Origin of the sequence: Actibacterium lipolyticum, from assembly GCF_900184935.1 — a bacterium.
In the GTDB taxonomy this organism is placed as follows: Bacteria; Pseudomonadota; Alphaproteobacteria; order Rhodobacterales; family Rhodobacteraceae; genus Actibacterium_A; species Actibacterium_A lipolyticum.
This window is the reverse complement of the sequence record NZ_FXYE01000001.1, coordinates 1,191,507-1,214,552: the sequence shown is the minus strand read 5'-3', so window position 1 is coordinate 1,214,552 and position 23,046 is coordinate 1,191,507. Positions and strand designations below refer to the sequence as shown.

The 23,046-nt window shown below is 58.0% G+C and carries 29 protein-coding genes; 16 read left to right on the top strand and 13 right to left on the bottom strand.

What is annotated here, in order from left to right:
* Window positions 1-104 precede the first annotated feature (104 nt).
* Window positions 105-1,064: a regulatory protein RecX gene (locus COL8621_RS06075; protein ID WP_093966376.1), complete on the top strand. Its 960-nt coding sequence runs from the start codon at window positions 105-107 to the stop codon at window positions 1,062-1,064.
* On the opposite strand, the gene ureG is transcribed toward COL8621_RS06075, so the two are convergent.
* The 13 genes from ureG to COL8621_RS06015 all read right to left on the bottom strand — a co-directional run bounded on the left by ureG (window position 1,061) and on the right by COL8621_RS06015 (window position 8,270).
* On the bottom strand, window positions 1,061-1,672 hold the full coding sequence (ureG, locus tag COL8621_RS06070; protein WP_093966375.1) for an urease accessory protein UreG: 612 nt from the start codon (window positions 1,670-1,672) through the stop codon (window positions 1,061-1,063). The two genes, COL8621_RS06075 and ureG, sit on opposite strands and share 4 nt — an antisense overlap.
* On the bottom strand, window positions 1,669-2,292 hold the full coding sequence (locus COL8621_RS06065) for an urease accessory protein UreF (RefSeq protein ID WP_093966374.1): 624 nt from the start codon (window positions 2,290-2,292) through the stop codon (window positions 1,669-1,671). The genes ureG and COL8621_RS06065 overlap by 4 nt, the downstream gene beginning before the upstream one ends.
* A 17-nt stretch (window positions 2,293-2,309) precedes the next feature.
* The gene (gene ureE / locus COL8621_RS06060) at window positions 2,310-2,804 is read right to left on the bottom strand and encodes an urease accessory protein UreE (RefSeq protein ID WP_093966373.1); all 495 of its coding nucleotides are present in this window, start codon (window positions 2,802-2,804) and stop codon (window positions 2,310-2,312) included.
* A gap of 72 nt (window positions 2,805-2,876) precedes the next feature.
* Entirely contained in the window at window positions 2,877-3,092 is a 216-nt protein-coding gene (locus COL8621_RS06055) for a DUF1127 domain-containing protein (protein ID WP_093966372.1), read from the bottom strand.
* Between the two features lie 131 nt (window positions 3,093-3,223).
* On the bottom strand, window positions 3,224-3,445 hold the full coding sequence (locus COL8621_RS06050) for a hypothetical protein (protein WP_093966371.1): 222 nt from the start codon (window positions 3,443-3,445) through the stop codon (window positions 3,224-3,226).
* A 124-nt stretch (window positions 3,446-3,569) separates the two neighbouring features.
* Entirely contained in the window at window positions 3,570-5,279 is a 1,710-nt protein-coding gene (gene ureC, locus COL8621_RS06045) for an urease subunit alpha (protein WP_093966370.1), read from the bottom strand.
* Window positions 5,279-5,728, bottom strand: a complete 450-nt coding sequence (locus tag COL8621_RS06040) for an Rv1443c family protein (protein WP_093966369.1) — start codon at window positions 5,726-5,728, stop codon at window positions 5,279-5,281. The genes ureC and COL8621_RS06040 overlap by 1 nt, the downstream gene beginning before the upstream one ends.
* Window positions 5,725-6,045 carry an antifreeze protein gene (locus tag COL8621_RS06035; RefSeq protein WP_141137843.1) on the bottom strand — a complete coding sequence of 107 codons (321 nt, stop codon included), beginning with the start codon at window positions 6,043-6,045 and terminating at the stop codon, window positions 5,725-5,727. Before COL8621_RS06035 ends, COL8621_RS06040 begins: the two co-directional genes overlap by 4 nt.
* A 9-nt stretch (window positions 6,046-6,054) precedes the next feature.
* On the bottom strand, window positions 6,055-6,636 hold the full coding sequence (locus COL8621_RS06030) for a hypothetical protein (RefSeq protein WP_141137842.1): 582 nt from the start codon (window positions 6,634-6,636) through the stop codon (window positions 6,055-6,057).
* Between the two features lie 26 nt (window positions 6,637-6,662).
* Entirely contained in the window at window positions 6,663-6,968 is a 306-nt protein-coding gene (locus COL8621_RS06025; protein WP_093966366.1) for an urease subunit beta, read from the bottom strand.
* A complete protein-coding gene (locus COL8621_RS19000; RefSeq protein WP_235823754.1) occupies window positions 6,965-7,120 on the bottom strand; it encodes a hypothetical protein in 156 nt (51 codons plus the stop codon). Before COL8621_RS19000 ends, COL8621_RS06025 begins: the two co-directional genes overlap by 4 nt.
* 10 nt (window positions 7,121-7,130) lie before the next feature.
* A complete protein-coding gene (locus COL8621_RS06020; RefSeq protein ID WP_093966365.1) occupies window positions 7,131-7,433 on the bottom strand; it encodes an urease subunit gamma in 303 nt (100 codons plus the stop codon).
* Window positions 7,434-7,442: 9 nt separating this feature from the next.
* Window positions 7,443-8,270: an urease accessory protein UreD gene (locus COL8621_RS06015; RefSeq protein WP_093966364.1), complete on the bottom strand. Its 828-nt coding sequence runs from the start codon at window positions 8,268-8,270 to the stop codon at window positions 7,443-7,445.
* Between the two features lie 195 nt (window positions 8,271-8,465).
* Between COL8621_RS06015 and pyrC the strand changes: the two genes are divergently transcribed.
* The 15 genes from pyrC to COL8621_RS05940 all read left to right on the top strand — a co-directional run bounded on the left by pyrC (window position 8,466) and on the right by COL8621_RS05940 (window position 23,030).
* The gene (pyrC, locus tag COL8621_RS06010) at window positions 8,466-9,506 is read left to right on the top strand and encodes a dihydroorotase (RefSeq protein WP_093966363.1); all 1,041 of its coding nucleotides are present in this window, start codon (window positions 8,466-8,468) and stop codon (window positions 9,504-9,506) included.
* A gap of 42 nt (window positions 9,507-9,548) precedes the next feature.
* Window positions 9,549-10,229: an orotate phosphoribosyltransferase gene (locus COL8621_RS06005; protein ID WP_093966362.1), complete on the top strand. Its 681-nt coding sequence runs from the start codon at window positions 9,549-9,551 to the stop codon at window positions 10,227-10,229.
* Window positions 10,230-10,430: 201 nt separating this feature from the next.
* The gene (locus tag COL8621_RS06000) at window positions 10,431-11,924 is read left to right on the top strand and encodes a replicative DNA helicase (RefSeq protein ID WP_093966947.1); all 1,494 of its coding nucleotides are present in this window, start codon (window positions 10,431-10,433) and stop codon (window positions 11,922-11,924) included.
* 69 nt (window positions 11,925-11,993) lie between these two features.
* Window positions 11,994-13,043, top strand: coding sequence for an alanine racemase (gene alr / locus COL8621_RS05995; protein WP_093966361.1), 1,050 nt, complete (start codon window positions 11,994-11,996; stop codon window positions 13,041-13,043).
* The gene (locus tag COL8621_RS05990; protein ID WP_093966360.1) at window positions 13,043-13,822 is read left to right on the top strand and encodes an MlaE family ABC transporter permease; all 780 of its coding nucleotides are present in this window, start codon (window positions 13,043-13,045) and stop codon (window positions 13,820-13,822) included. The genes alr and COL8621_RS05990 overlap by 1 nt, the downstream gene beginning before the upstream one ends.
* Complete coding sequence (locus COL8621_RS05985) at window positions 13,819-14,565, top strand: ABC transporter ATP-binding protein (RefSeq protein ID WP_093966359.1); 747 nt, start codon at window positions 13,819-13,821, stop codon at window positions 14,563-14,565. The genes COL8621_RS05990 and COL8621_RS05985 overlap by 4 nt, the downstream gene beginning before the upstream one ends.
* A gap of 107 nt (window positions 14,566-14,672) precedes the next feature.
* On the top strand, window positions 14,673-15,443 hold the full coding sequence (locus COL8621_RS05980; RefSeq protein WP_141137840.1) for a DNA repair protein: 771 nt from the start codon (window positions 14,673-14,675) through the stop codon (window positions 15,441-15,443).
* Between the two features lie 73 nt (window positions 15,444-15,516).
* A complete protein-coding gene (locus COL8621_RS05975; RefSeq protein ID WP_093966357.1) occupies window positions 15,517-15,960 on the top strand; it encodes a paraquat-inducible protein A in 444 nt (147 codons plus the stop codon).
* Between the two features lie 52 nt (window positions 15,961-16,012).
* Complete coding sequence (radA, locus tag COL8621_RS05970; RefSeq protein ID WP_093966356.1) at window positions 16,013-17,380, top strand: DNA repair protein RadA; 1,368 nt, start codon at window positions 16,013-16,015, stop codon at window positions 17,378-17,380.
* Between the two features lie 18 nt (window positions 17,381-17,398).
* Window positions 17,399-17,959, top strand: a complete 561-nt coding sequence (locus COL8621_RS05965) for a CvpA family protein (protein ID WP_093966355.1) — start codon at window positions 17,399-17,401, stop codon at window positions 17,957-17,959.
* Between the two features lie 151 nt (window positions 17,960-18,110).
* The gene (gene purF, locus COL8621_RS05960; protein ID WP_093966946.1) at window positions 18,111-19,568 is read left to right on the top strand and encodes an amidophosphoribosyltransferase; all 1,458 of its coding nucleotides are present in this window, start codon (window positions 18,111-18,113) and stop codon (window positions 19,566-19,568) included.
* Window positions 19,565-20,218 (top strand): SDR family NAD(P)-dependent oxidoreductase, encoded by a 654-nt coding sequence (locus COL8621_RS05955; RefSeq protein WP_093966354.1) that lies wholly within the window; start codon window positions 19,565-19,567, stop codon window positions 20,216-20,218. Before purF ends, COL8621_RS05955 begins: the two co-directional genes overlap by 4 nt.
* 133 nt (window positions 20,219-20,351) lie before the next feature.
* On the top strand, window positions 20,352-21,137 hold the full coding sequence (gene surE / locus COL8621_RS05950) for a 5'/3'-nucleotidase SurE (protein WP_093966353.1): 786 nt from the start codon (window positions 20,352-20,354) through the stop codon (window positions 21,135-21,137).
* A complete protein-coding gene (locus tag COL8621_RS05945) occupies window positions 21,134-21,778 on the top strand; it encodes a protein-L-isoaspartate(D-aspartate) O-methyltransferase (RefSeq protein ID WP_093966352.1) in 645 nt (214 codons plus the stop codon). Before surE ends, COL8621_RS05945 begins: the two co-directional genes overlap by 4 nt.
* 55 nt (window positions 21,779-21,833) lie before the next feature.
* Window positions 21,834-23,030: a peptidoglycan DD-metalloendopeptidase family protein gene (locus tag COL8621_RS05940; protein ID WP_093966351.1), complete on the top strand. Its 1,197-nt coding sequence runs from the start codon at window positions 21,834-21,836 to the stop codon at window positions 23,028-23,030.
* Window positions 23,031-23,046: the final 16 nt, after the last annotated feature.

Sequence of the window (23,046 nt, the reverse complement as noted above, 5' to 3'; positions counted from 1 at the left end):
ATTTTCCCATTTATGCCCCATTCTCTGGCGAATTAACGATTGTTAGTGTTACCATCACGTTTGCCACAAGCCGTGGCAGTGGTGCTGAGGGAAAGAAAAACTGAATGCCAGACGACTACGGTCAGCCTGAAAGTGGGGCGCGTGCAGAGTGGTACTCTAAGCTGGAAGAGCTTGGGATATCTGGGGGCACGTTCGAACGCTTGGGCAACAAACACTCTGCTTTGTTTTTGGAAGACATGCCCACGTTGTTGGTGTCTTTTGAAAGCGCTGAACGTGTGCGTGATCGTGCAGACGGCCTTCCACTGTGCCGGACGCTCGCCGAAGAAGCGGGCTGGTCCCAACTTTCAATCATGGCCGAAGGTCCGACATGGTTCCGCGACCCGGCAATTTATGAATACTTTGACCGCCTGACGGATGACGGTTTTTTCGATAACTTCGACAAGATCGTGTTTTTTGGCGAGGGCATGTGTGGCTATGCGGCCGCTGCTTTTTCCGTTGCCGCCCCCGGCGCGACCGTAATCGCGTTAAGCCCGCAGGCAACGCTGGATCCACGCACCACAGGATGGGACACCCGCTTTTCCAGCCACCGCCGCCTGACATTCACAGATCGTTACGCCTATGCCCCCGATATGCTGGATGCTGCCGAAAAGGCCTTCGTTCTTTACGATCCGCAGATTTGGCAAGACGCCGCACACGCTGCCCTGTTCACGCGAACCAACGTATCAAAGCTGCGTTGCCGTTACTTGGGTGATGAAATTGCCCGCGAACTTGAAAAAATGGGCGTGTTGTCAGAACTGATTGATGCCGCTTGCGAAGGGTTTCTGGACGAAAAGATCTTCCACCGGCTGTTCCGCGCACGCCGCACCAATGCACAATACCTAAGCAACCTTCTGAACGCTCTGGATCAAGCCGAGCGTAAGAAACTGGCTGCATTCCTGTGTGTAAACGTGGTTGAGCGCACGCATGACCCGGTTTTCGAAAAGCGGCTGACCGAACTGGAACACGAATTCACCAGCACGGGTCACCCGACACCATGGGCGGCCATGGCGGCAAGCCCCAGCTAAAGCCCGCCTTCGGCTTCGATAAAGGCCGCGATTTGGTCAACGCCCATCCCCGTTTTCAAGGCGGCCATCACGAATGGCCGTTTGCCACGAGCGGCAAGCGCGTCACTTTGCAACAGATCGGTATCGACCCCGACATAGGGCGCCAAATCGGTCTTATTGATGATCAACAGGTCTGAACGGGTAATCCCAGGGCCTTTCTTTCGCGGGATGTCTTGGCCCGCGGCCGTGTCGATCACATAAAGCGTCAGATCCGCCAATTCGGGGCTAAACGTCGCCGCCAAATTGTCGCCACCGCTTTCAATCAGGATAACATCTAGGTCAGGAATACGCTCTCGAAACTCTGCGATTGCGGCAAGGTTTATCGACGCGTCTTCCCGGATCGCCGTGTGTGGACAGCCGCCCGTTTCGACACCTTTGATCCGCTCAATCGGCAAGGCCTGCGCGCGCATTAGGTATTCGGCGTCTTCGGCGGTGTAGATATCATTCGTGATAACCGCGATCGAATATTTGGGTGCCAACGCACGGCACAATTGTTCCGTCAGCGTTGTCTTGCCGGCACCCACAGGGCCACCGATACCAATGCGCAAAGGGCCGTTGGGGCTGCTCATGTCTTGAAAATCCTTACGTCCAAAGTTTCGTGGCTCATAGCGGCCAAATCAGCGCCAAGCGCCGAACTTGCGATATCTTCGATCTTGGCCTTTGACGCAGCTTCAGCAACTGCGGAGATCACCGGGTGAAGATTTGACAAGACACGCTGACCGTCGGTTTGCCCCAAGGGCACAAACCGCACCGCCGCCGAAACAAGGTTCGACGTAAAGCCATGCAGGTAAAGCGACGCGACCTCGGTCGCTGAAAGCGACAACTGGCGGGCTGATACGCCAACTGCGACAGGCAACGGCATTGGCGGCAGGTCGCTGCCATAAAGGCTGTTTACCGTCGCAACAAAGGCGCGGCCCTGCGCCTCGGCCTCTTCCAGGCGCTCACGCGATGGTGCCAATGCGCGCGCGGTTTCGGCCACGTCCGCGCCTTCAAGCGCAAGGCACAACAGGGTCGCGTCAACCGCGCCGGCCCCATCCTCCAGAATGACGGTAAGCCACTCCTCTAACGACGCTGCGTCTGTGACTTCGCCGACAGAAATGACCTGCTCCAAACCGTGCGAATACGCAAACCCACCCACCGGAAACGCCGGAGAGAGCCATTGCGTTAACGTCAGGAGGTCAGCATTCATTCGTTGCCCCCTAGGTTTCAATCGTGGTGATGGTGGTGGTGATGCGCGTCGTCTGGCCCGTGGGAATGGCCCATCGTGCGTCCGTGCCCATATGCGCCGCCTTCCGGCGTGAAGGGTTCGGTCACCTCTTCAATGGTTGCGCCAAGGCCACCAAGCATATCGGCCAACACGTGATCGCGCTGAATCAGCAAACGGTCATCTTCAATTTGACATGGGGTGTGGCGATTGCCGATGTGCCACGCAAGCCTGACCAGCGCAGCGCCGCTGACGGCCAGCAACGCCTCTTCGGCGGCTTTCACTGCCACGTACCGCCCGTCGTCCAGAAGGAAGGCATCGTCGGCTTCAAGATTGGTTGTTTCAGGCAGATCAACGCGGAATGAAAACCCGCAGTCAGAGGTCAGCCTTTTTCGGCGCACAAAACGTTCATCATAGCTGAGTGTCGCCGTCACTGCCGGGCCGGACCATTCGCCGCACCGAGCGATCTTATATGCGCAAGGACTTTCCGCCGCCATGTGCCTCTCCGGTTTACGGTGTGTTCAGAGGCAGCATAAGCGGCGGGAATGTCAGGTAAAAGCCGAAAGCGATTACAGGTACAAACGATCACGGAAGATGTGGCGAACGACATCATCACGGGATACGCCGCGTTCTGCCAATTGCTCGTCTGTCGTGTTGTTCAGTTCTTCGATTTGGCGCATGCGCGGATTAGCTTCTGCAAGACGCACGATTGCGCGGCCAAACGCCACAAAAGGTGCAGTCAGTGAAAAGCCCGAAAAGCCATGAGCAGTAGTTGTTAGTGCCATTTTGGAAACTCCTGTTTCGATCTACAAGGTTCCCTCCCTTGGGAATGAACATAGGTCAGCATGTCATACATTTCCATTGCTGATCCTGCATGGCCGGGTTGCGTGTTTCGCCTTAGCATTGACAATGTCAACTAACAGGCCAGCGTTCCCTTCCCCATCTGCGCGGCCACATGGGCGACGATATCAATGCGGCGCAGGCCGCGCCGGGCCAGCTCCGAATCTGACAGGGCGTTCAGTTCGCGCACCATCCCAACCGCTTTGCGCCGTTCAAGATAGGCGTTAAACCCCTGCCCCATTTGGGAAAAGACAAGATCAAGCTGCGCGCCCGTTTCTGTTGAATATGCGTGTGACATTCGGAAACCTCATGCCTGACGGTTTCCTCCCATGGGGAAAGGGTAAGGCATCGCTGCAATGCAGCAAGCCAAAGATGCGTTACAACACAGCAGTGCGTCTTTTCGCCAACACCGCGCGGCGCGGTTAGAACAGGAAATACCGCTGTGCCATTGGCAATTCGTCCGCAGGCTCACAGGTCAGCAGCTCGCCATTTGCGCGCACCTCATAGGTTTCTGGGTTCACCTCGATCTGGGGCGTCGCGGCATTCATCACCATATCGGACTTGCCAATATTGCGCGTGTTTTCCACCGCCATCGTTTGCTTACGCAAGCCCAGCGCCGCGCCGATCCCATCTGCCTGCGCCGCGGCCGACACAAACGATACCGACGAATTTTCAAGCGAGCGACCGAGTGCACCGAACATCGGGCGGGTATAAACCGGCTGCGGCGTCGGGATAGAGGCGTTGGGATCACCCATCTGCGCCACGGCAATCGTGCCACCGATTAAGACCATCTCGGGCTTCACACCGAAGAAGGCGGGGCTCCACAGTACCAAATCGGCGCGTTTGCCTTCTTCGATGCTTCCGATGTGGGCGCTCATCCCGTGGGTGATGGCCGGATTGATCGTATATTTCGCGATATAGCGCTTGACCCTGACGTTATCGTTTTCGCCGGTCTCGTCACTTAGCCGCCCGCGCTGGACCTTCATCTTATGCGCGGTCTGCCACGTGCGGATGATCACCTCGCCGATCCGGCCCATCGCCTGACTGTCAGACGCGATGATCGAAAACGCGCCCATGTCGTGCAAGATATCTTCGGCTGCGATGGTTTCCTTGCGGATACGGCTTTCGGCAAAGGCGACATCTTCGGGGATGGATTTATCAAGGTGGTGACAAACCATCAGCATATCCAGATGCTCTTCCAACGTGTTCACCGTATAGGGCCGCGTCGGGTTCGTGGACGATGGGATAACGTGGTTTTCCCCAACGACCTTAATAATGTCTGGCGCGTGGCCACCCCCGGCACCTTCGGTATGGAAGGCGTGGATCGTGCGGCCCTTCATGGCGGCGACGGTATTCTCAACAAAGCCGGATTCGTTCAGCGTGTCGGTGTGGATCATAACCTGCACGTCCATGTCGTCAGCAACCGACAGACAGCAATCAATCGCGCCGGGGGTGGTTCCCCAATCTTCGTGCAGCTTCAACGCACAGGCGCCACCTTTTACCATTTCGACAATGGCCGCGGGCTGACTTGCATTCCCTTTGCCGGAAAGACCGAAATTCATCGGCAATGCATCAAGCGCCTGAAGCATCCGCCCAATATGCCAAGGCCCCGGCGTACATGTGGTCGCCAAGGTGCCATGCGCGGGGCCTGTCCCCCCACCCAACATCGTCGTGATGCCCGAATGCAGCGCGTCGTCGACCTGTTGAGGACAGATAAAGTGGATGTGGCTGTCAAAGCCGCCCGCCGTCAGAATGCGCCCCTCGCCGGCGATAATCTCTGTGCCTGGCCCGATGATCACATCGACGCCCGTCTGGGTGTCGGGATTGCCTGCCTTCCCGATCTTCGTGATCTGCCCGTCCCTCAGGCCAACATCCGCTTTGTAGATACCCGTGTGATCCACAATCAACGCATTGGTAATAACGGTATCCATGGCCCCGCCTGCACGCGTGACTTGCGACTGCCCCATCCCGTCGCGGATCACCTTGCCGCCGCCGAACTTCACCTCTTCGCCATAGGTGGTCAGATCTTTTTCGACCTCGATGATCAAATCGGTGTCGGCAAGGCGCACCTTGTCACCAACAGTCGGGCCATACATATCGGCATAGGTCGCGCGGGAGATTTTGGCGGGCATTAATGCTCTCCTTCTTGAAGCCCCAGCAGGCGCTGGCGGGGCTTGTGTCTTTGGGAATAAAGGTGACGTGCCCAGCGGGCAAACAGCGGGGTCAGAACACCCGCATCTATTTCAATACGGTCGTGCAAGGTGGCGGTGTCTCCATCCTCCCGCACGGTCAAGGTATGCTGCCAACGTTTCACGCCTGCGCCCTGCTCATTGCTGCGCAGGGTCATCGTGTCGTGATCGCATTCCAAGACTGTCATATGATAAGGCTGCGCCGGTAAGAGGCCAAACAAAGAGACTTTGACATCAATCTCTTGCCCCGTCTCACACTGGCCGCTGGGCAACCCGGTGAAGCGAACCACTTTTTTCGACACCTCGGCCAACGCATCGAGATCGATGGCCAGTGCCCACAGCTTGCGCGCCGGGACCTTATAGGAATGATCCAGTTCAACGACTGCGCTCATTTCGGCCAAGTCCGCACGCCACGTCGGGACAAGCGGCGAGAGTTAGCATAGGTTTTGCCACGTATCGGCCGAATGGCGGCAGACAGCACTTGGTCCGGCCGCTCTCCACGCATTACCGAATGGCCAGCGGCGAAGGCGGCGTTAGAAAACGCCGGAATTTTTTCACCGACCATCCGCCGGTTTTCATAGGGCGTGACAGACCAGATACCCGCCATCCCCAACAGACGCATCCCGACGACCATTTGCGTTTCGACCGTCAGGTGCCAAAGCTCTAGCCCCATGCGCCACAGGTCAATCGGAGAAGGCTGCTTGTTCATCACCCTCACCTATTCTTTGAAGGGCTGGGCGGGCGCGGCGGGCGCTTTGCGGCGGCGGCGCGTCGACGATGTGCGTTTTGCGGCTGTTTTCGCCTTAGGCTCCGCGGTTTTTGCTGCGGGCTTCGGCGTGGCCGGTGCCGGTTCTGCAACCTTGGCCTTCGCCGCGGTCGTTTTCCGGGTCGCCGGTTTCTTGGCAGCCGTCTTTGCAGGTGCCGCAGCTTTGGGCGCCTCTGCTTTCACAGGCGGAGGAGTTTTCACCGCTGGGGCCGCTGCTTTTTCAACGCTTACCTTCGGCGTAACCAATTTCGGAGCCGCGGGCTTCTTTACCGCAGTCTTGGTCGTGGCCGCCGCTTTGGGTGCCGTCTTTTTCACAGACGGAACAACCGAAAGCTTTGGCTCCCGCGAATAAAGCGGGGTTTCGTGCGCATGAGACAGTTCTGCAAACGTAAATGCAGGAAGCAGCGGGTTGAACCGGCGCGCCATGTCATACCACGCATCGACCATGGACATCTGCATCGCGATGCCCTTTGACCACATCTCGACCGCATTCGAATACTGGCTGGAAAGTCCTACTGGTGTAACGCAAACCATTTCAAAAAGCCTTTCAAGGTAGTTACTTACAAGTCGCCCATTACGTTTTGGTTGAAACCAAAAATCCGCCGCGCGCCCCCAATGGGTACCAACGCCACATTCCGTGTTTGGCCCGGCTCAAACCGAACGGCCGTACCGGCTGCGATGTCCAAGCGCATTCCTCGTGCTGCCTCGCGGTCAAACGAAAGCGCGGAGTTTGTTTCATAAAAATGATAGTGGCTGCCAACCTGAACCGGGCGGTCACCAGTGTTGGCAACACTTAGAAACACATCTTCCTGACCCTCGTTCAGGGTGATGTCACCCTCAACCGTATAGACCTGTCCGGGGATCATTTTCGCCCCCACACGAAGAAGGCACCAGCCACCAAGGACGCAACCACAACAAGCGTCGCGGCCCCGAAACCATGCGGGTGAACATGCATACCATCATGCGCCAAAGCAGGCGTTGCGATGGTCAGTGCGGCGAAAGTGAATGCGGTTTTCAATGTCATCTCCTTATCGGATCGGGTGGTGAACGGTGACAAGTTTGGTGCCGTCTGGAAACGTAGCTTCGACTTGCACGTCATGGATCATTTCAGCGATCCCCGGCATGCATTGCGCCGCAGTAACGACATGTGCGCCCGCCTCCATCAGATCAGACACGGCGCGCCCATCGCGCGCACCTTCGACCACGAAATCGGTGATCAGCGCGATGGCTTCGGGGTGGTTCAGCTTTACCCCCCGTTCCAAACGCCCGCGTGCGACCATTGCCGCAAGGCTGACCAAAAGTTTGTCCTTTTCCCGTGGTGTCAGGTTCATACCGTCCCCTTAGATTTGCCAAACCCGAGGCAGCGGCCCGCCCCGGAGTGTTGTTATTGCCCGCGCGACTGCTTGGCGCAGCGGGGTCGCATCCGCGCCGATAAACCGCGCGACGCATTTTCCATTCCATGCTGACGCGGCAACCTCTACCCCGTCGTGGTCAAGCCCCGCGCGCAATGGCCCAAGCGCATCTTCCGCCCCCGGCGCAATCAGAGCAAGCGTTGCAAAAGCCCGCGCACCGCGCAATCCGGCACGCGCGCCCCGCCGGGCCAGCGTTTCGGTTGTCATACGCAAGGGTTCGATAAGAACCGGTGTGCCATCGCGCGTGACCGAACGGTGGTCTTGCAGAAACATATTGCTTAGCGTTTCGCCCATGGCCGCGCGGCCAAGCGTGACCATTTCAACCATCAACAACCGCGCATCGCCTTGCAGGGTCATCGTTGTGCGCCGCGAAAGCGCCGAGTCTTCGAACAGAATGGTTTCTTGTGGCAGCCAATCCAGCGCCCCACCCGCGCCCACGCTCATTTCAACGTCCAACTCAGCAACACCACCCGAAGAAGCATAGGCGCGCTCGGCCGTCTGGGTTGTCGCCGTGGCTTTCGCGCCAGGTGCCAGTGTCAGCGCATAGCGCATCTTGTCGCCACCGGTCAGGCCACCTGCGGTGTTCAGAAACACAATTTCGGGGCGTGGCGAATGAACCTTTGGCAGCATCGCCTTTGCAGAACCCGACTGATGCAGCCGTGCCAACCGCGCACCGTTTGGTGCGGCGTTCAGCGCCACTTCGGCACGCCCGCGCGTGCGTTGCATCGAGACTATGGTATCCACCCGGTCGAACATGGCCTCTTGATACCTGAACCCTTCTCAATGCTCAGCTTAGCACGACGCCGCACTGCAGCAATGCCCGCATTTAATGCGAACCGCACAAAATGGGGGCGCACACGCCCAATATTTAACCACATAACAAACGCGTTCAGCGCCTCGACGCGCGATAGATACTGGAAAGCCGCACCGCAATTGTGTAACGCCGGGGCCATGACACAAAAACTCACGATCCGCCGCCCCGATGATTGGCACCTTCACCTGCGCGATGGCGCTATGCTGGAAGGTATCCTGCCCGAAACCGCCCGCCATTTTGGGCGCGCGATTATCATGCCCAACCTCGTCCCGCCGGTCGTAACCGGCGCAGATGCGGCGGCCTATCGTGATCGCATTCTGGCAGCCCTCCCCGAAGGCGCGGATTTTGCGCCGTTGATGACGCTGTATCTGACCGAAGACACCGATCCGAACGATGTCGCCGCCGCACATGAAAGCGGGCTGATCACGGCGGTCAAACTTTACCCCGCTGGCGCGACGACCAACTCGGCCTCGGGCGTCACGGACTTTGATAAAGTCCGTGCTGTGCTGGAAAAAATGGCTGAAATCGGCCTGCCCCTGTGTGTTCATGGCGAGGTTACAGACCCCGACGTTGACATCTTTGACCGCGAAGCTGTGTTCATCGACCGGGTGCTTGACCCGATCCGCCGCGCCACCCCCGGCCTAGAAGTCGTGATGGAACACATCACCACCGCCAACGGCGTCGCCTATGTCAGCGCCCATGAAGAAGACCTTGGCGCAACGATCACGACGCATCACCTGATCATCAACCGGAACCACATTCTGGTTGGCGGGATCAAACCACATTATTACTGCCTGCCAGTCGCCAAGCGTGAACAGCACCGGCTTGCGCTACTGCAAGCCGCCACATCGGGCGATCCGCGGTTCTTCCTTGGCACAGACAGCGCGCCCCACGCCGATCCGGCAAAAGAAAGCGCCTGTGGCTGCGCCGGTTGCTTCACCGCAACCAACACGATGAGCTGCTTGGCCGAAGTCTTTGAAGGTGTCAGCGCGCTGGAAAATCTGGAAGCGTTCACATCCATCAACGGTGCCGCATTCTATGGCATGCCCGCGAATGAAAGCACCATCACGTTGGTTAAGGGCGACCCCGTCGAATACCCCGCCAAAATCGAAACCGGCGCTGGCCCGGTGACGGTGTTTGATCCCGGCTTCCCGCTGCATTGGCGCGTCGAAGCCTAACCACCTGCCCCAGCGCGACACCTCCCACGAAAGGCCACAGCGATGATCCCGACCTCCTTCCCGACCAAGGCCGAAATGGCGCGCCTGACTGCCAAGATGCTGCTAGAGATCAAGGCCGTTCACTTTAACGCGGCCGAGCCTTTTACGCTGGCCTCTGGCCTGCCATCGCCGACCTACATCGATTGCCGCAAGCTGATCTCGTACCCGCGCATCCGTTCCACGCTGATGGATTTCATGTCCGTCACCGTCATGCGCGACGCCGGGTTTGAGGCATTCGATAATATCGCAGGCGGTGAAACTGCGGGCATTCCATTTGCGGCATTGGTGGCGGAACGTATGGCGCTTCCGATGACCTATGTGCGCAAAAAGCCAAAGGGCTATGGCCGCAACGCCCGGATCGAAGGCGCGATGAGCGAAGGCGAGCGTGTGTTGCTGGTCGAAGACCTGACAACCGATGGCGGTTCCAAGCTTAGCTTTGTGGATGCGATCCGTGAAACCGGCGCGACCTGCGGCCACACGGCGGTGATTTTCTATTACGGGATCTTCCCCGAAACGGAAAAGACGCTGGGCGATCACGGTGTGCAGCTTCACTATCTGTGTACGTGGTGGGACGTGCTGGAAGAAGCGCGCGCATCGGGTGCATTTGACGACGAAACCCTGACCGAGGTTGAGTCGTTCCTGAAGGCCCCGCGGGCATGGCAGGACGCGCGTTCCAAGGGCTGATTTTGCTGCGGCCAGTGCAAATTGCGCTGGCCTTGCAAAAAACAGCCTAGCGCCACTTCACTACATATTGACGGATGGCACATTGGTCCCGCAACATAGATGCGGGACTATTTGCTCACAGGCTATCCACAGGATATCCAGATTGATCGCGCAGCCCTGCTGCGCCTATACCCACTCCTCACGGGGACACAGGGGCTAATGATGAACGAGATCGCAGCGATCCGGCAGGAAAATTCGGGCAGTGAAGAAGGCGGCACACTGCCGCACAACATCGAGGCCGAGCAGCAGCTACTGGGCGCGATCCTGACGAATAACGACATCTACGACAGGGTCGCGTCTGTCCTGCAGCCGCATCACTTTTATGAACCCGTCCATTCGCGCATCTACGAAGTTGCCGCCGCGCGGATCGCTAAGAATGCGCTTGCCTCCCCGGTTACGCTGAAGTCGTTCCTTGAAGATGATGAAGGCCTGAAAGAACTTGGCGGCCCCGCCTATCTGGCGCGTCTAGCCGGTGCGGCGATTTCGTCGTTTGCAGCGCGTGACTATGCCCAGATGATTTATGATTTCGCCATCCGGCGGGAATTGATCGGCTTGGGCAAAGACATCGCGTCCAAGGCGGCGCGTGTCGATGTGGAAAGCGAACCCAAAGAACAAATCGTCGAAGCTGAACAGCACCTCTATAAGCTGGGCGAACAAGGCCAAAGCGAATCCGGGTTTCAATCCTTCCTGCGCGCAGTGACCGATGCGGTTCTGGTCGCCAACAGCGCCTATCAGCGCGGCGGCGGCATGGCCGGGCTTTCAACCGGTCTGGTCGATCTGGACAAGCAACTTGGTGGCCTGCACCCTTCGGATTTGCTGATCCTTGCGGGTCGTCCGTCGATGGGGAAAACATCGCTCGCAACGAACATCGCATTTAACGTCGCAAAAGCCTATAAGCGGGGCGTTCGCCCGGACGGCACCGAAGGCGCTATTGATGGCGGTGTGGTCGGCTTCTTTTCCTTGGAAATGAGCGCTGAACAGTTGGCGGGCCGGGTTCTGGCCGAAGCCTCTGAAATTTCGTCACACAAGATTCGTCAGGGTGACATGACGGAATCCGAATTCCGTCGCTTTGTTGAGGCCGCCAAAACCCTAGAGGCCTGCCCCCTATTCATCGACGACACGCCCGCCCTGCCCATCAGCCAGCTGGCCGCCCGCGCGCGGCGCCTGAAGCGGACGCATGGATTGGATGTGTTGATCGTCGACTATTTGCAGCTTTGCCGCGGGACCGCCGACAACCGGGTCAACGAAATTGCCGAAATTTCGATGGGGATGAAAGCGATTGCCAAGGAATTGAACATCCCAGTTATCGCCCTGTCCCAGCTTAGCCGTCAGGTCGAAAGCCGCGACGATAAACGCCCGCAGCTAAGTGACCTTCGGGAATCGGGCTCGATCGAGCAAGATGCCGACTGCGTGCTGTTTGTGTATCGCGGTGAATATTACAAAGAACGCGAAAAGCCCGATGAAGGTGACATGGCTGCCATTGAAAAGTGGAAAGAAGACATGGAACGCCTGCACGGCAAGGCCGAAGTTATTGTCGGCAAACAACGTCATGGCCCAATTGGCACGGTCGAACTGTCGTTCGAACCGCAGTTCACACGCTTTGGCAACCTTGTGAAGCCGTGGCAGCAGGGCGCGGGTGGCGACGACAGATTCTAATGCGCAACGCTTCGCAAGGTTACGCGTTTCCCCCTTGACCTGACATTACTTGCAACCGAAACCCTTGTTATGGCTACTGGTTCTCTTTCTATCGATCTCGATGCGCTAATGCGCAATTGGCAGGCGCTGAACAAAGCGACCGGCGAAAACGTGGAAACCGCTGCGGTGGTTAAGGCTGACGGATATGGCCTTGGCGCCGGCCGGGCGGCGCGCGCACTTGCACGCGCTGGCGCGCGGCGCTTTTTTGTCGCCGTTGCCGAAGAAGGCGCAGCCCTGCGCGAGGTTTTGGGCCGCGGGCCGGAAATCTATGTCTTTGGCGGCCACATGCCTGGCGACACGGATATGATCAACGACCTTGATCTTATTCCGATGCTGAATTCGCTGAACCAGCTAACCCGCCACTTCGAGGCCCTTCCTGGTGCGCCATTTGGTATTCAGCTTGATACCGGAATGAACCGGTTGGGAATGGAACCCAGCGAATGGGCCGCAGTTGCCGAAATCGCCCTGCCTGCTGGCCCGAAACTGATCATGAGCCATCTGGCCTGCGCCGATGAGCCTGACCATCCGCAAAACGCTCAGCAGTTGGCGACCTTCCGCGAGATGACGGATGGTATTGATGTTCCCCGCTCCCTCTCCGCGACGGGTGGCATCCTATTGGGCCCGGATTATCATTTTGACCTGACGCGCCCGGGTATTGGCCTTTACGGCGGTATGCCCTTTGAAAACGCCGAACCGGTTGCGCATCTTTCACTGCCCGTGATCCAGACGCGAGAGTTGGAGCCGGGCGAAAGCGCAGGGTACGGCGCGTCGTGGGTAACGGATAAACCTGCGGTGCTTGCAACCGTTGCAGGTGGTTACGCCGATGGGCTGATCCGTGCCATGAGCAACAAAGCGATGCTGTTCTTCGAAGGCACGCCCTGCCCCATCGTTGGTCGCGTTTCCATGGATCTGATCACCGTCGACATTACCCATCTGAACACCACGCCAAAATCGCTGGATATTTTGGGCGTCGATCAATCCGTTGATGATTTGGCGGATGCCGCTGGGACGATCGGGTATGAAATACTCACCTCTCTGGGTAGCCGATACAAGCGCCGCTACGCCGGGGGTGTTAGCTGATGGTGCTTGGTGCCGTCGCAGGAATCGGCCGTTCAACGCTTGCACTTGTTGCGGGGCTTGGGCGCGGTGTTCTGTTCATGGCGCAAACAATTGCCGCCATATTCAGCCCGCCTTTCTATTTTCGGGAATTTGCCAGTGCACTCCTGACAATCGGCTATCTAAGCCTTCCGGTCGTTGGGCTGACGGCCATCTTCACCGGCGCGGCACTTGCCCTGCAAATCTATGCGGGCGGCAGCCGTTTTCAGGCCGAGGCGGTTGTCCCGTCCATCGTTGCCATCGGCATGACGCGCGAACTGGGCCCGGTTTTGGGTGGCTTGATGGTGGCGGCGCGCGTTGCATCCTCCATCGCTGCGGAAATTGGCACGATGAAGGTAACCGAACAAATCGATGCTTTGGTCACCCTATCGACGAACCCGATGCGTTATCTGACGGCCCCGCGTGTTTTGGCCGCGACTTTGACCGTGCCGATCCTTGTGGCGGTTGGCGACTCGATTGGCATATTCGGCGGCTATCTGGTTGGCACCGGGCGTTTGGGCTTTAACAGCGCTGCGTATCTAAAGAACACCGTCGACTTCCTAGAGATGTGGGACGTGACATCGGGCCTTATCAAAGGTGCGGTATTTGGCTTCCTGATCGCGTTGGTCGGCTGCTATTTCGGCATGAACTCTGGCCGCGGGGCGCAGGGCGTTGGCCGTGCCACAAAATCCGCAGTTGTCGCCGCGTCCGTACTTATCCTTGCAGCCAACTACCTGCTGACAGAGTTGTTTTTCACCGGATGATAGAGCTTAGAGGCGTACATAAATCTTTTGGAAACAACGCCGTATTACGCGGTGTTGACCTGACTATTCCAAAGGGTGAAAGCATGGTCATCATCGGCGGTTCGGGGACGGGCAAGTCGGTGACGCTGAAATGTGTTCTGGGGTTAGTAAAGCCCGACGCAGGAAGCGTGCTGGTCGATGGTCAAGATGTGACCACGGCCGATCGGGATGCGTTTCTGGCGCGCTTTGGGATGCTGTTTCAGGGTGCGGCCCTATTCGACAGTATGACCGTTTGGCAAAACGTTGCCTTTCGCCTTCTGCGCGGCTCACTGAAAAAGACCAAGTCCGAGGCCCGCGATATCGCCATCGAAAAGCTGCGCCGTGTCGGGCTGAAGCCAGATGTCGCCGACCTGTACCCGGCAGAACTGTCAGGGGGCATGCAAAAGCGCGTAGGCCTTGCTCGCGCCATCGCCGCCGACCCCGAAATCATCTTTTTCGACGAACCGACCACCGGCCTTGATCCGATCATGGCGGGTGTCATCAATGAATTGATCCGTGAAATCGTGGTTGAGATGGGCGCGACTGCCATGACCATCACCCATGACATGACATCAGTTCGCGCGATCGCCGATGATGTGGCGATGTTACATGATGGCGTGATCAAATGGACGGGTCGCGTTGATCAGATGGACAGCTCTGGTGATCCCTATTTAGATCAGTTCATTAATGGCCGCGCAGAAGGTCCAATTGCTGCTGTTCGATAGCCACTCTCCCTAAGGGTGACAAAAGGCAGAAGATTTTCCCATTAATTTGCGGCAAGTTTCCGCCTATCATGTTTGCATCGGCGAATCTTTGCGACAGGAGCGTTTTTATGACCAGTACATCTGTTACCAACCTATTCACTCTACAACGCATTGCTCAGAAATTCTGTCTCGTTTTCATCGCGATCACCGCGGTCAGCTTGGTGATTGCAAGCGTGTTGGCGGGCTTCGGCGTCTTGCCGTGGCTGTCGTTCAGCGCAAGTTATGGCGACACTGTCTTTACCAATGCCGGTATGATCGCCCAGCTAGGGTTGACCGCACTGATGCTGGCGCTGTGCATCTTCATCCCGTCCGGCAATCGCGTTATGGCGCTGGAAAATTCTCATCGTGATTTTGCGGTGCGTATGGACGATGTCGCCAATGCTTATCGCGCAAGCCACGCCGCAGACCGCGAAGGTGTTTTCGCTTTGTCTTCTGAATTTGACAACATGCGCGAACGCATCACCCATATGCGCAATCACCCAGACCTAGGTCGGCTTGAGCCAGAGCTGTTGGACCTTGCCGCCCAAATGAGTTTTCAGTCGCGCGATCTTGCCACTGTCTACTCGGATGAAAAGGTTAATCGCGCCCGCACTTTCTTGCAGCAACGTCAGGAAGAACTGACCGCGCTTGGCGAAAACATCGGGCTTGCACGCCAGACAACGGATGAATTGCGCCGCTGGATGCAAGAAGTCTCGGTCGAGGAAGCTCTGATTGAAAAACAGATGGAAAGCCTAACGGCCGATCTGTCAGAGCTGCTTCCCGCAATCGGTTACGGGCTTAAGCCCGCTAACGAGACTGGCGCGAACATCGTGCCAATTGCGGCCAAAACAGCGGAATAGGATTTCTTAGCGATGGCCCATAGCGTTTGGTTCGGTTATGCCCGACCAAACGCCCCGGTCCTGACGAGTAATTATGAACACCTTTCTACGTTTCGCTAATCTTTCGCTTCTAATCCTTTTTCCCATTGCCTGGTTCGCCCCGTTGCTTCGTGCAGGGCTATTGCCGTTGTTCGGTATGAGCGAAGTCTCCGTCATTTCTGGCCTGCAAAGCCTTTGGGAAAAAGACGTTTTTCTGGCATTGATCGTTACGATCTTTGCCCTTTTCGCCCCCTATCTGAAAACAATCGGGCTGGCCTTGGTGCAGTTCCGCCTTGCCTCTCCTCGGTTGCTGCCCGCGATTGGTGTGTTGGGCAAACTGGCAATGGCCGACGTATTCCTCATTGCGCTCTATATCGTTGTGGCGAAAGGGATTGGTGTTGGGAAAATTGAAACCGCCTGGGGGCTTTACTTGTTCACGTTCTGCATATTGGCGTCCCTTGCCTTTTCAATCTTGTCCAAACGCAAATCGGTGGGCTGATTTATCAACGCACCGCTTGCGTTGAAAAGAGAACCAAGGCAGAACATTGGCCATGGCAAAAGCAACATCTTCTTTCACATGCTCAGGCTGCGGCGCGGTTCACACAAAGTGGTCAGGGCGCTGCGACGGCTGCGGTGCGTGGAACACCATCACCGAAGAAGCGCCCCTATCCGCGGGGCCAAAAGCAAAATCTTTGGGGGGCACCCGCGGCAAATCGCTTGCCCTGTCTGACCTATCCACCAAAGAGGCGCCCCCACCGCGCACCAGTTCGGGCCTATCGGAACTGGATCGGGTGTTGGGCGGCGGGCTTGTTCCGGCCTCGGCAATCTTGGTTGGTGGTGATCCCGGCATCGGGAAATCGACCTTGTTGCTTCAGGCTGCGGCCTCTTTTGCGCGGGCAGGCCTATCCTGCGTCTACATCTCGGGCGAGGAAGCAAGCGCACAGGTGCGTATGCGCGCGCAGCGGCTGGGGTTGACGGATGCGCCCGTTAAGTTGGCCACAGAAACCAACCTGCGCGACATCCTGACCACACTGGACGCAGAGCGGCCGCAACTGGCCATTATTGATTCGATTCAGACGATGTGGGCCGACAATGTGGACAGTGCGCCCGGGTCGGTCAGCCAAGTTCGCGCTTCTGCGCATGAATTGGTGACATTTGCCAAACGAACCGGCACAGCCGTCATTTTGGTGGGTCATGTCACCAAGGAAGGGCAAATCGCAGGCCCACGCGTTGTCGAACATATGGTCGATACGGTTCTTTATTTCGAAGGTGAACGTGGGCACCAATTCCGGATTCTTCGGGCCGTAAAGAACCGTTTTGGCCCCGCCGATGAGATCGGGGTTTTTGAGATGACCGGCGCCGGTCTTTCGGAGGTGGTGAACCCCTCTGCCCTGTTCTTATCAGATCGAAACAAACCTGCCGCCGGGTCCGCTGTTTTCTCTGGCATCGAAGGCACGCGCCCTGTTTTGACAGAGATTCAAGCGCTCGTCGCACCCTCTCCGCTTGGTACGCCACGGCGCACGGTTGTCGGGCTTGATGCTGGTCGACTGTCGACCACACTGGCGGTGTTAGAGGCCCGGTGCGGCATTCCGTTTGCCGGGCTTGATGTGTTCCTGAACGTCGCTGGCGGCATGAAGGTTACCGAGCCTGCCGCCGACCTTGCCGTCGCGGCCGCACTTCTAAGCGCGCGAGAGGACGTTTCCCTGCCGCCAGACACCGTGGTTTTTGGCGAAATCAGCCTTTCTGGTGCGTTACGCCCCGTAGGTCAGACCGAAAACAGGTTGAAAGAAGCGCAAAAACTTGGTTTCACACAAGCAATTACTCCCGCGCGCGGTAAGCCGGGGGGTGACGCCGGGTTGAAGCTGCGAGAGATGGCCGATCTAGCGGAATTTGTTGGAGATATATTCGGGGCCGGTTGAGCCACGGAGGAGTGGATCATGGACGGTTTCACCATCATAGACGCGGTTGTTGCCGTCGTTATCGTTCTTTCGGCAATCTTGGCCTATTCGCGCGGCGTTGTGCGTGAAACGATGGCGATCCTTGGTTGGGTCGCTGCCGCGGTTCTGGCCTTTTTGTTCGCCGGCAAGGCAGAACCCTTGATTAAACAAATCCCGGTCATTGGTGATTTCATCGCCGATAGCTGCGAAATCTCTATCCTCGCATCCTTCGCGGTGGTCTTCGCACTGGCGCTGGTTGTTGTTTCGATCTTCACACCGCTGTTCTCATCGCTGGTTCAGCGATCTGCGCTTGGTGGCGTGGATCAAGGTCTTGGCTTTCTGTTTGGCGTCGCGCGTGGCGTTCTGTTGGTTGCTGTGGCCTTCTTTGTGTACAATGCAGTCATCACAAGCGAGCCGATCCCGATCGTCGACGACAGCCGCTCTGCCACGGTTTTCGCTAACCTTACTGGCAAGATCGAAGATCGCGACCCCGAAGAAGCACTGGGTTGGTTGACCAGCCGCTATGGTGAACTTGTCGGCGAATGTGGCGCGGCGCAGTAACTGAAAATTGGGCCGTTCTTCCCACCCCGGGAAACTTTCCGGCCCAAAAGACAGATTGTTTTGTGATCCTTTCGTGACACTGCGGGCCTGACCCTCTAAGGAAGGGGCCAACCTGCCCCAACGGATTCGGAGCCCCGCTGAAATGCGCGAGATGCCCCCCAGCAACCCGTTCGACGACGATAAACTGAAGGAAGAATGCGGCGTGTTCGGCGTAATCGGTGTTACCGATGCGGCGAACTTCGTGGCTCTTGGTTTGCATGCGCTTCAGCATCGCGGACAAGAGGCAGGCGGCATCGTTTCATATTCGCCGGACATCGGGTTCAATTCCGCACGTCGCTTTGGCTATGTGCGTGATAACTTTACCAAAGCCAGCCTAATGGAAACGCTGCCCGGCAGCCTTTCGATTGGCCACGTGCGCTACTCTACCGCCGGGTCCAAGGGGCAAACCCAGATCCGCGATGTTCAGCCGTTCTTTGGCGAATTTTCGATGGGCGGCGCGGCGATTGCTCATAACGGCAACATCACCAACGCGGATTCCCTGCGCAAAGAGTTGATTGAACGCGGTTCGATCTTCCAATCCTCGTCCGACAGTGAATGTATCATTCACCTGATGGCGCGGTCGCTTCAGCAGAACATCCCTGAACGTATGAAAGACGCGCTGCGCCGTGTCGAAGGCGCGTTTTCGGTTGTCGCGATGACCCGCACCAAACTGATCGGCGTGCGCGACCCGCTGGGCGTGCGCCCGCTGGTGCTGGGCCGCATCGGCGATGGCTGGGTTCTTAGTTCGGAAACCTGCGCACTTGATATCATCGGCGCCGAATTCGTTCGCGAAGTTGAGCCGGGCGAAATGCTGGTGATTACCGAAAAAGGTGGCATCGAAAGCTTCCACCCATTCGAACGCACCCGCCCACGTTTCTGCATCTTCGAACATGTCTATTTCTCGCGCCCAGACAGTATTCTTGGCGGTCGTTCGGTTTATGAAACACGCCGTCAGATTGGTGTGGAACTGGCCAAGGAAAACCCGGTTGACGCCGATCTTGTCTGCCCTGTCCCAGACAGCGGCACGCCAGCGGCGATTGGGTTCAGTCAGGAAAGCGGTATTCCCTATGCGATGGGGATCATCCGCAACCAATACATGGGCCGCACGTTCATCGAACCGACTGAACAGATCCGCAACATGGGCGTCCGGCTAAAGCTGAACGTGAACCGTGCGCTGATCAAAGGCAAACGGGTCATTCTGGTTGATGACAGCGTTGTGCGTGGCACAACGTCGATGAAGATCAAACAGATGATCCTTGATGCAGGTGCTGCCGAGGTTCACTTCCGTATCGCCTCCCCGCCCACGGCATGGCCTTGTTTCTATGGCGTTGATACGCCCGAGCGTGAAAAGCTGTTGGCCAGTCACATGAGCGAGGATGAGATGTGCGCGCATCTTGGCGTGGACAGCTTGAAGTTCATCTCTCTCGACGGGCTGTATCGGGCCGCTGGCGAAGCCGAAGGGCGTAACCCTGATGCGCCGCAGTATTGCGATGCGTGCTTCTCGGGTGAATATCCGGTGGCCCCCAGCGATATGATCGCCAAGGGTTTTGAGGTGAAAGCAGCCGAATGACCGACAAGCTTGCTCTGGTAACTGGCGCGTCGCGCGGGTTTGGTGCTGCCATGGCCGAGGAATTGGCCGCGAACGGCTGGCACGTGATTGCCGTCGCCCGCACCGTCGGCGCCTTGGAAGAGTTGGACGACCGCATCAAGGCACAGGGTGGTCAAGCCACCCTTGCCCCGATGGACGTGACCGACCCAAACGCAATGCGCCACCTGTGCCGTTCGATCCACGACCGATGGGGCAAGCTTGACCTGTGGCTGCACAGTGCCATTCACGTGCCACCAATGACCCCGGCCGATCATCTGGATGAAAAAGACTGGGCCAAGGTTGTGGCAACCAACATCACCGCACCTGGTTTGCTGATCCCGTTTATCTCTCCGCTTTTGACGGCATCCGCGAACGGCACCGCTGTTTTTGTGGATGACGACAACGCCGGGAAATTCCTTGCCCCCTATGTGGCGGCCAAGGCAGCACAGCGTGCGTTGTTCGAAACCTGGGCCGCGGAAACGGAAAAGACCGGGACGCCACGCGTTCTGTCCTTTGTCCCTGCCCCGATGCCAACAGCCACACGCGCCCGGTTCTATCCCGGTGAAGATCGCGAACCGCTGACCCACCCATCCGCCGAAGCCAAGCGATTGGTCGCGCAGCTAAGCGCCTAAACGCGCCCGACTACGCGCAACCATTGTTCAAAAGACTCACTCTGTGCCTGAGCATGGGGAATATGCCCCACGCGCCTTGCCGCCCTGCATTGCCTGATTTAATGAAGACCAAGGGCAACAGGGGCAGGCAAACATGCGCATTCTCATCACCAATGACGACGGCATCAACGCACCGGGCCTTAAGGTCCTAGAGGCGATAGCCGCCGAAATTGCCGGACCCGATGGCGAAGTTTGGACCGTTGCGCCTGCATTTGAACAATCCGGCGTTGCCCACAAAATCTCATATACGCACCCGATGATGATCGCCGAGCTGGGCCCACGCCGGTTCGCCGCCGAAGGTTCCCCCGCCGATTGCGTTCTGGCCGGACTTTACGATGTGATGCCCGATGCAAAGCCCGACCTTGTGCTTTCTGGCGTAAACCGCGGCAACAACGCTGGCGAAAACACGCTGTATTCCGGCACCATTGGCGGCGCGATGGAAGCGGCCCTTCAGGGTCTTCCCGCCATCGCCCTTTCCCAATATCTGGGCCCCGAAAATTTCGCCGAAGATCTTCAATTCAAAGCCGCCGCCGCGCATGGTGCCAAAACCGTTCGCGCGTTGTTGGATGATGGCATCTGGGATGGCGAAGACTACCGGCTGTTTTACAACGTGAACTTCCCCCCCATCGCGGCAGAGAAAGTTCAAGGCATCCGCGTTGGCGCACAAGGTTATCGCAAAGACAGCTTCTTTGGCGTGGAACCGCATCTGTCACCATCGGGGCGGAAATTCCTGTGGATCAAGGGCGGGCCTCAGAACCTTCCCACCGCGCCGGGAACGGATGTTCACGACTGTCTGGACGGATATATCTCTGTCACGCCGATGCGCGCCGACCTAACCGCCCACGACACCATCGCCACACTGAAAGAGCGTTTGGAATGAGCGACACCGCCGAACGCAAAATGCAGTTCCTATTTGCGCTGCGCTCTAAGGGCGTCACGGACAAGCGCGTGCTTACCGCAATGGAAAAGGTCGATCGCGGCGATTTCGTTCCAGGTGGGCTGTTTGCCGATCGCGCTTACGAAGACATGCCGCTGCCGATTGCCTGTGGGCAGACCATCTCGCAGCCGTCCGTCGTTGGGCTGATGACGCAGGCCCTGAACGTACAGCCACGCGATAAGGTGCTAGAGGTGGGAACCGGCTCCGGCTATCAGGCCGCCATCCTAAGTCAGCTGGCGCGGCGCGTATACACGGTGGAACGCCACCGCCGTCTGGTCCAAGAAGCACAGCGCAGTTTTGATCGGCTTGGCCTGACTAACGTCATGGCCATGTTAAGCGATGGATCGCGCGGTTTGCCCGAACAAGCACCGTTTGATCGCATCCTCGTGACCGCCGCAGCCGAAGACCCGCCCGGCCCCCTATTGGCGCAATTGCGTGAGGGCGGTATCATGGTGGTGCCGGTGGGGCAGTCTGATGCGGTGCAAAGCCTGATCAAGGTCACCCGAACCCCAGATGGTTTCGAATATGACGAGCTTCGCCCAGTGCGCTTCGTGCCTCTGGTCGAGGGGCTCGGACAAGAGTAGAAAGAACTACGTTGAGAGCCCCGCAAACAAGGGGCCCACGATTGAGGAGTGAGCCATGCCAACCCTACGCCCCGTGCGCCTGCGAGCCTTATTGCTGGGCTGTGCGGCGCTGGCCGTTACCGCCTGCGATGATTTTGACATCGACCTGCGCAACAATGCCGCCAACACGTCGCAAGCCGCACTACAAGAAACTGCGCCCCGCCCCGAACCGGACGCGCGCGGCATTATTTCTTACCCCAGCTATCAAGTTGCCGTGGCAAAGCGCGGCGACACCGTTTCGGACGTTGCCAACCGGGTTGGCCTGACAACCGAAGAGCTGAGCCGCTATAACGGTATCCCGATGGATGTCACGCTGCGCAAAGGTGAAATCCTTGCGCTGCCCAAACGCGTTGACCAGCCGACGCCAGCACCATCCGGTAACATCGACATCGCGACCCTGGCCGGAAGCGCGATCGAACGCGCTGGTACAACCACCGCGACACCCGCGCCGGTTCGGCAGGCCCCAACAGCAGAACCCATCCGCCACAAGGTTGAACGCGGCGAAACCGCTTACTCCATCGCGCGGCTTTACAATGTGTCTGTTCGCTCCTTGTCAGAATGGAACGGCCTTGGCACAGAACTTACAGTCCGCGAAGGGCAGTACCTTTTGATTCCCGTCGCAGTGGAAGACAAAGCCGATGCGGCCCCCGAGGTCGTGGTTGCGACCTTGCCTGGCGCGATCTCGGCCGTTCCGACGCCGCCAAGCGCGGCCAGCCCGCTGCCAGACGAAGAAACCACGCCACCCGCCGCTGCGGCGGCCCCGGCACCGGCGACCGCAACAACGACAACAGCGGCAGCCGCCCCTACCCCAGTGGCCGCTGCGCCGATCCCCTCTCCGCAGATGGTTAAGGAAAAGACCGTATCCTCAAGGCTGGCCTTCCCAGTGGATGGAAGCATCATCCGGGGCTACGAAAAGAAAAAGAATGACGGGATCGACATCTCAGCCGCCGCTGGCACCCCAGTGAAAGCAGCCGAGGCAGGAACCGTCGCGGCAATCACCCGCGATACGGATCAGATTCCAATTCTGGTTTTGCGTCACGAAGACAACCTGCTGACGGTGTATGCCAACATCGACACCATCAAAGTTGAAAAGGGCGACACCGTGAAACGCGGTGAAACCGTGGCCACTGTGCGGGCGGGCGATCCATCGTTCCTGCATTTCGAAGTGCGCCAAGGCTTTGAAAGCGTTGACCCAATGCCGTATCTTAACTGATAGGTTTACGTGGGCG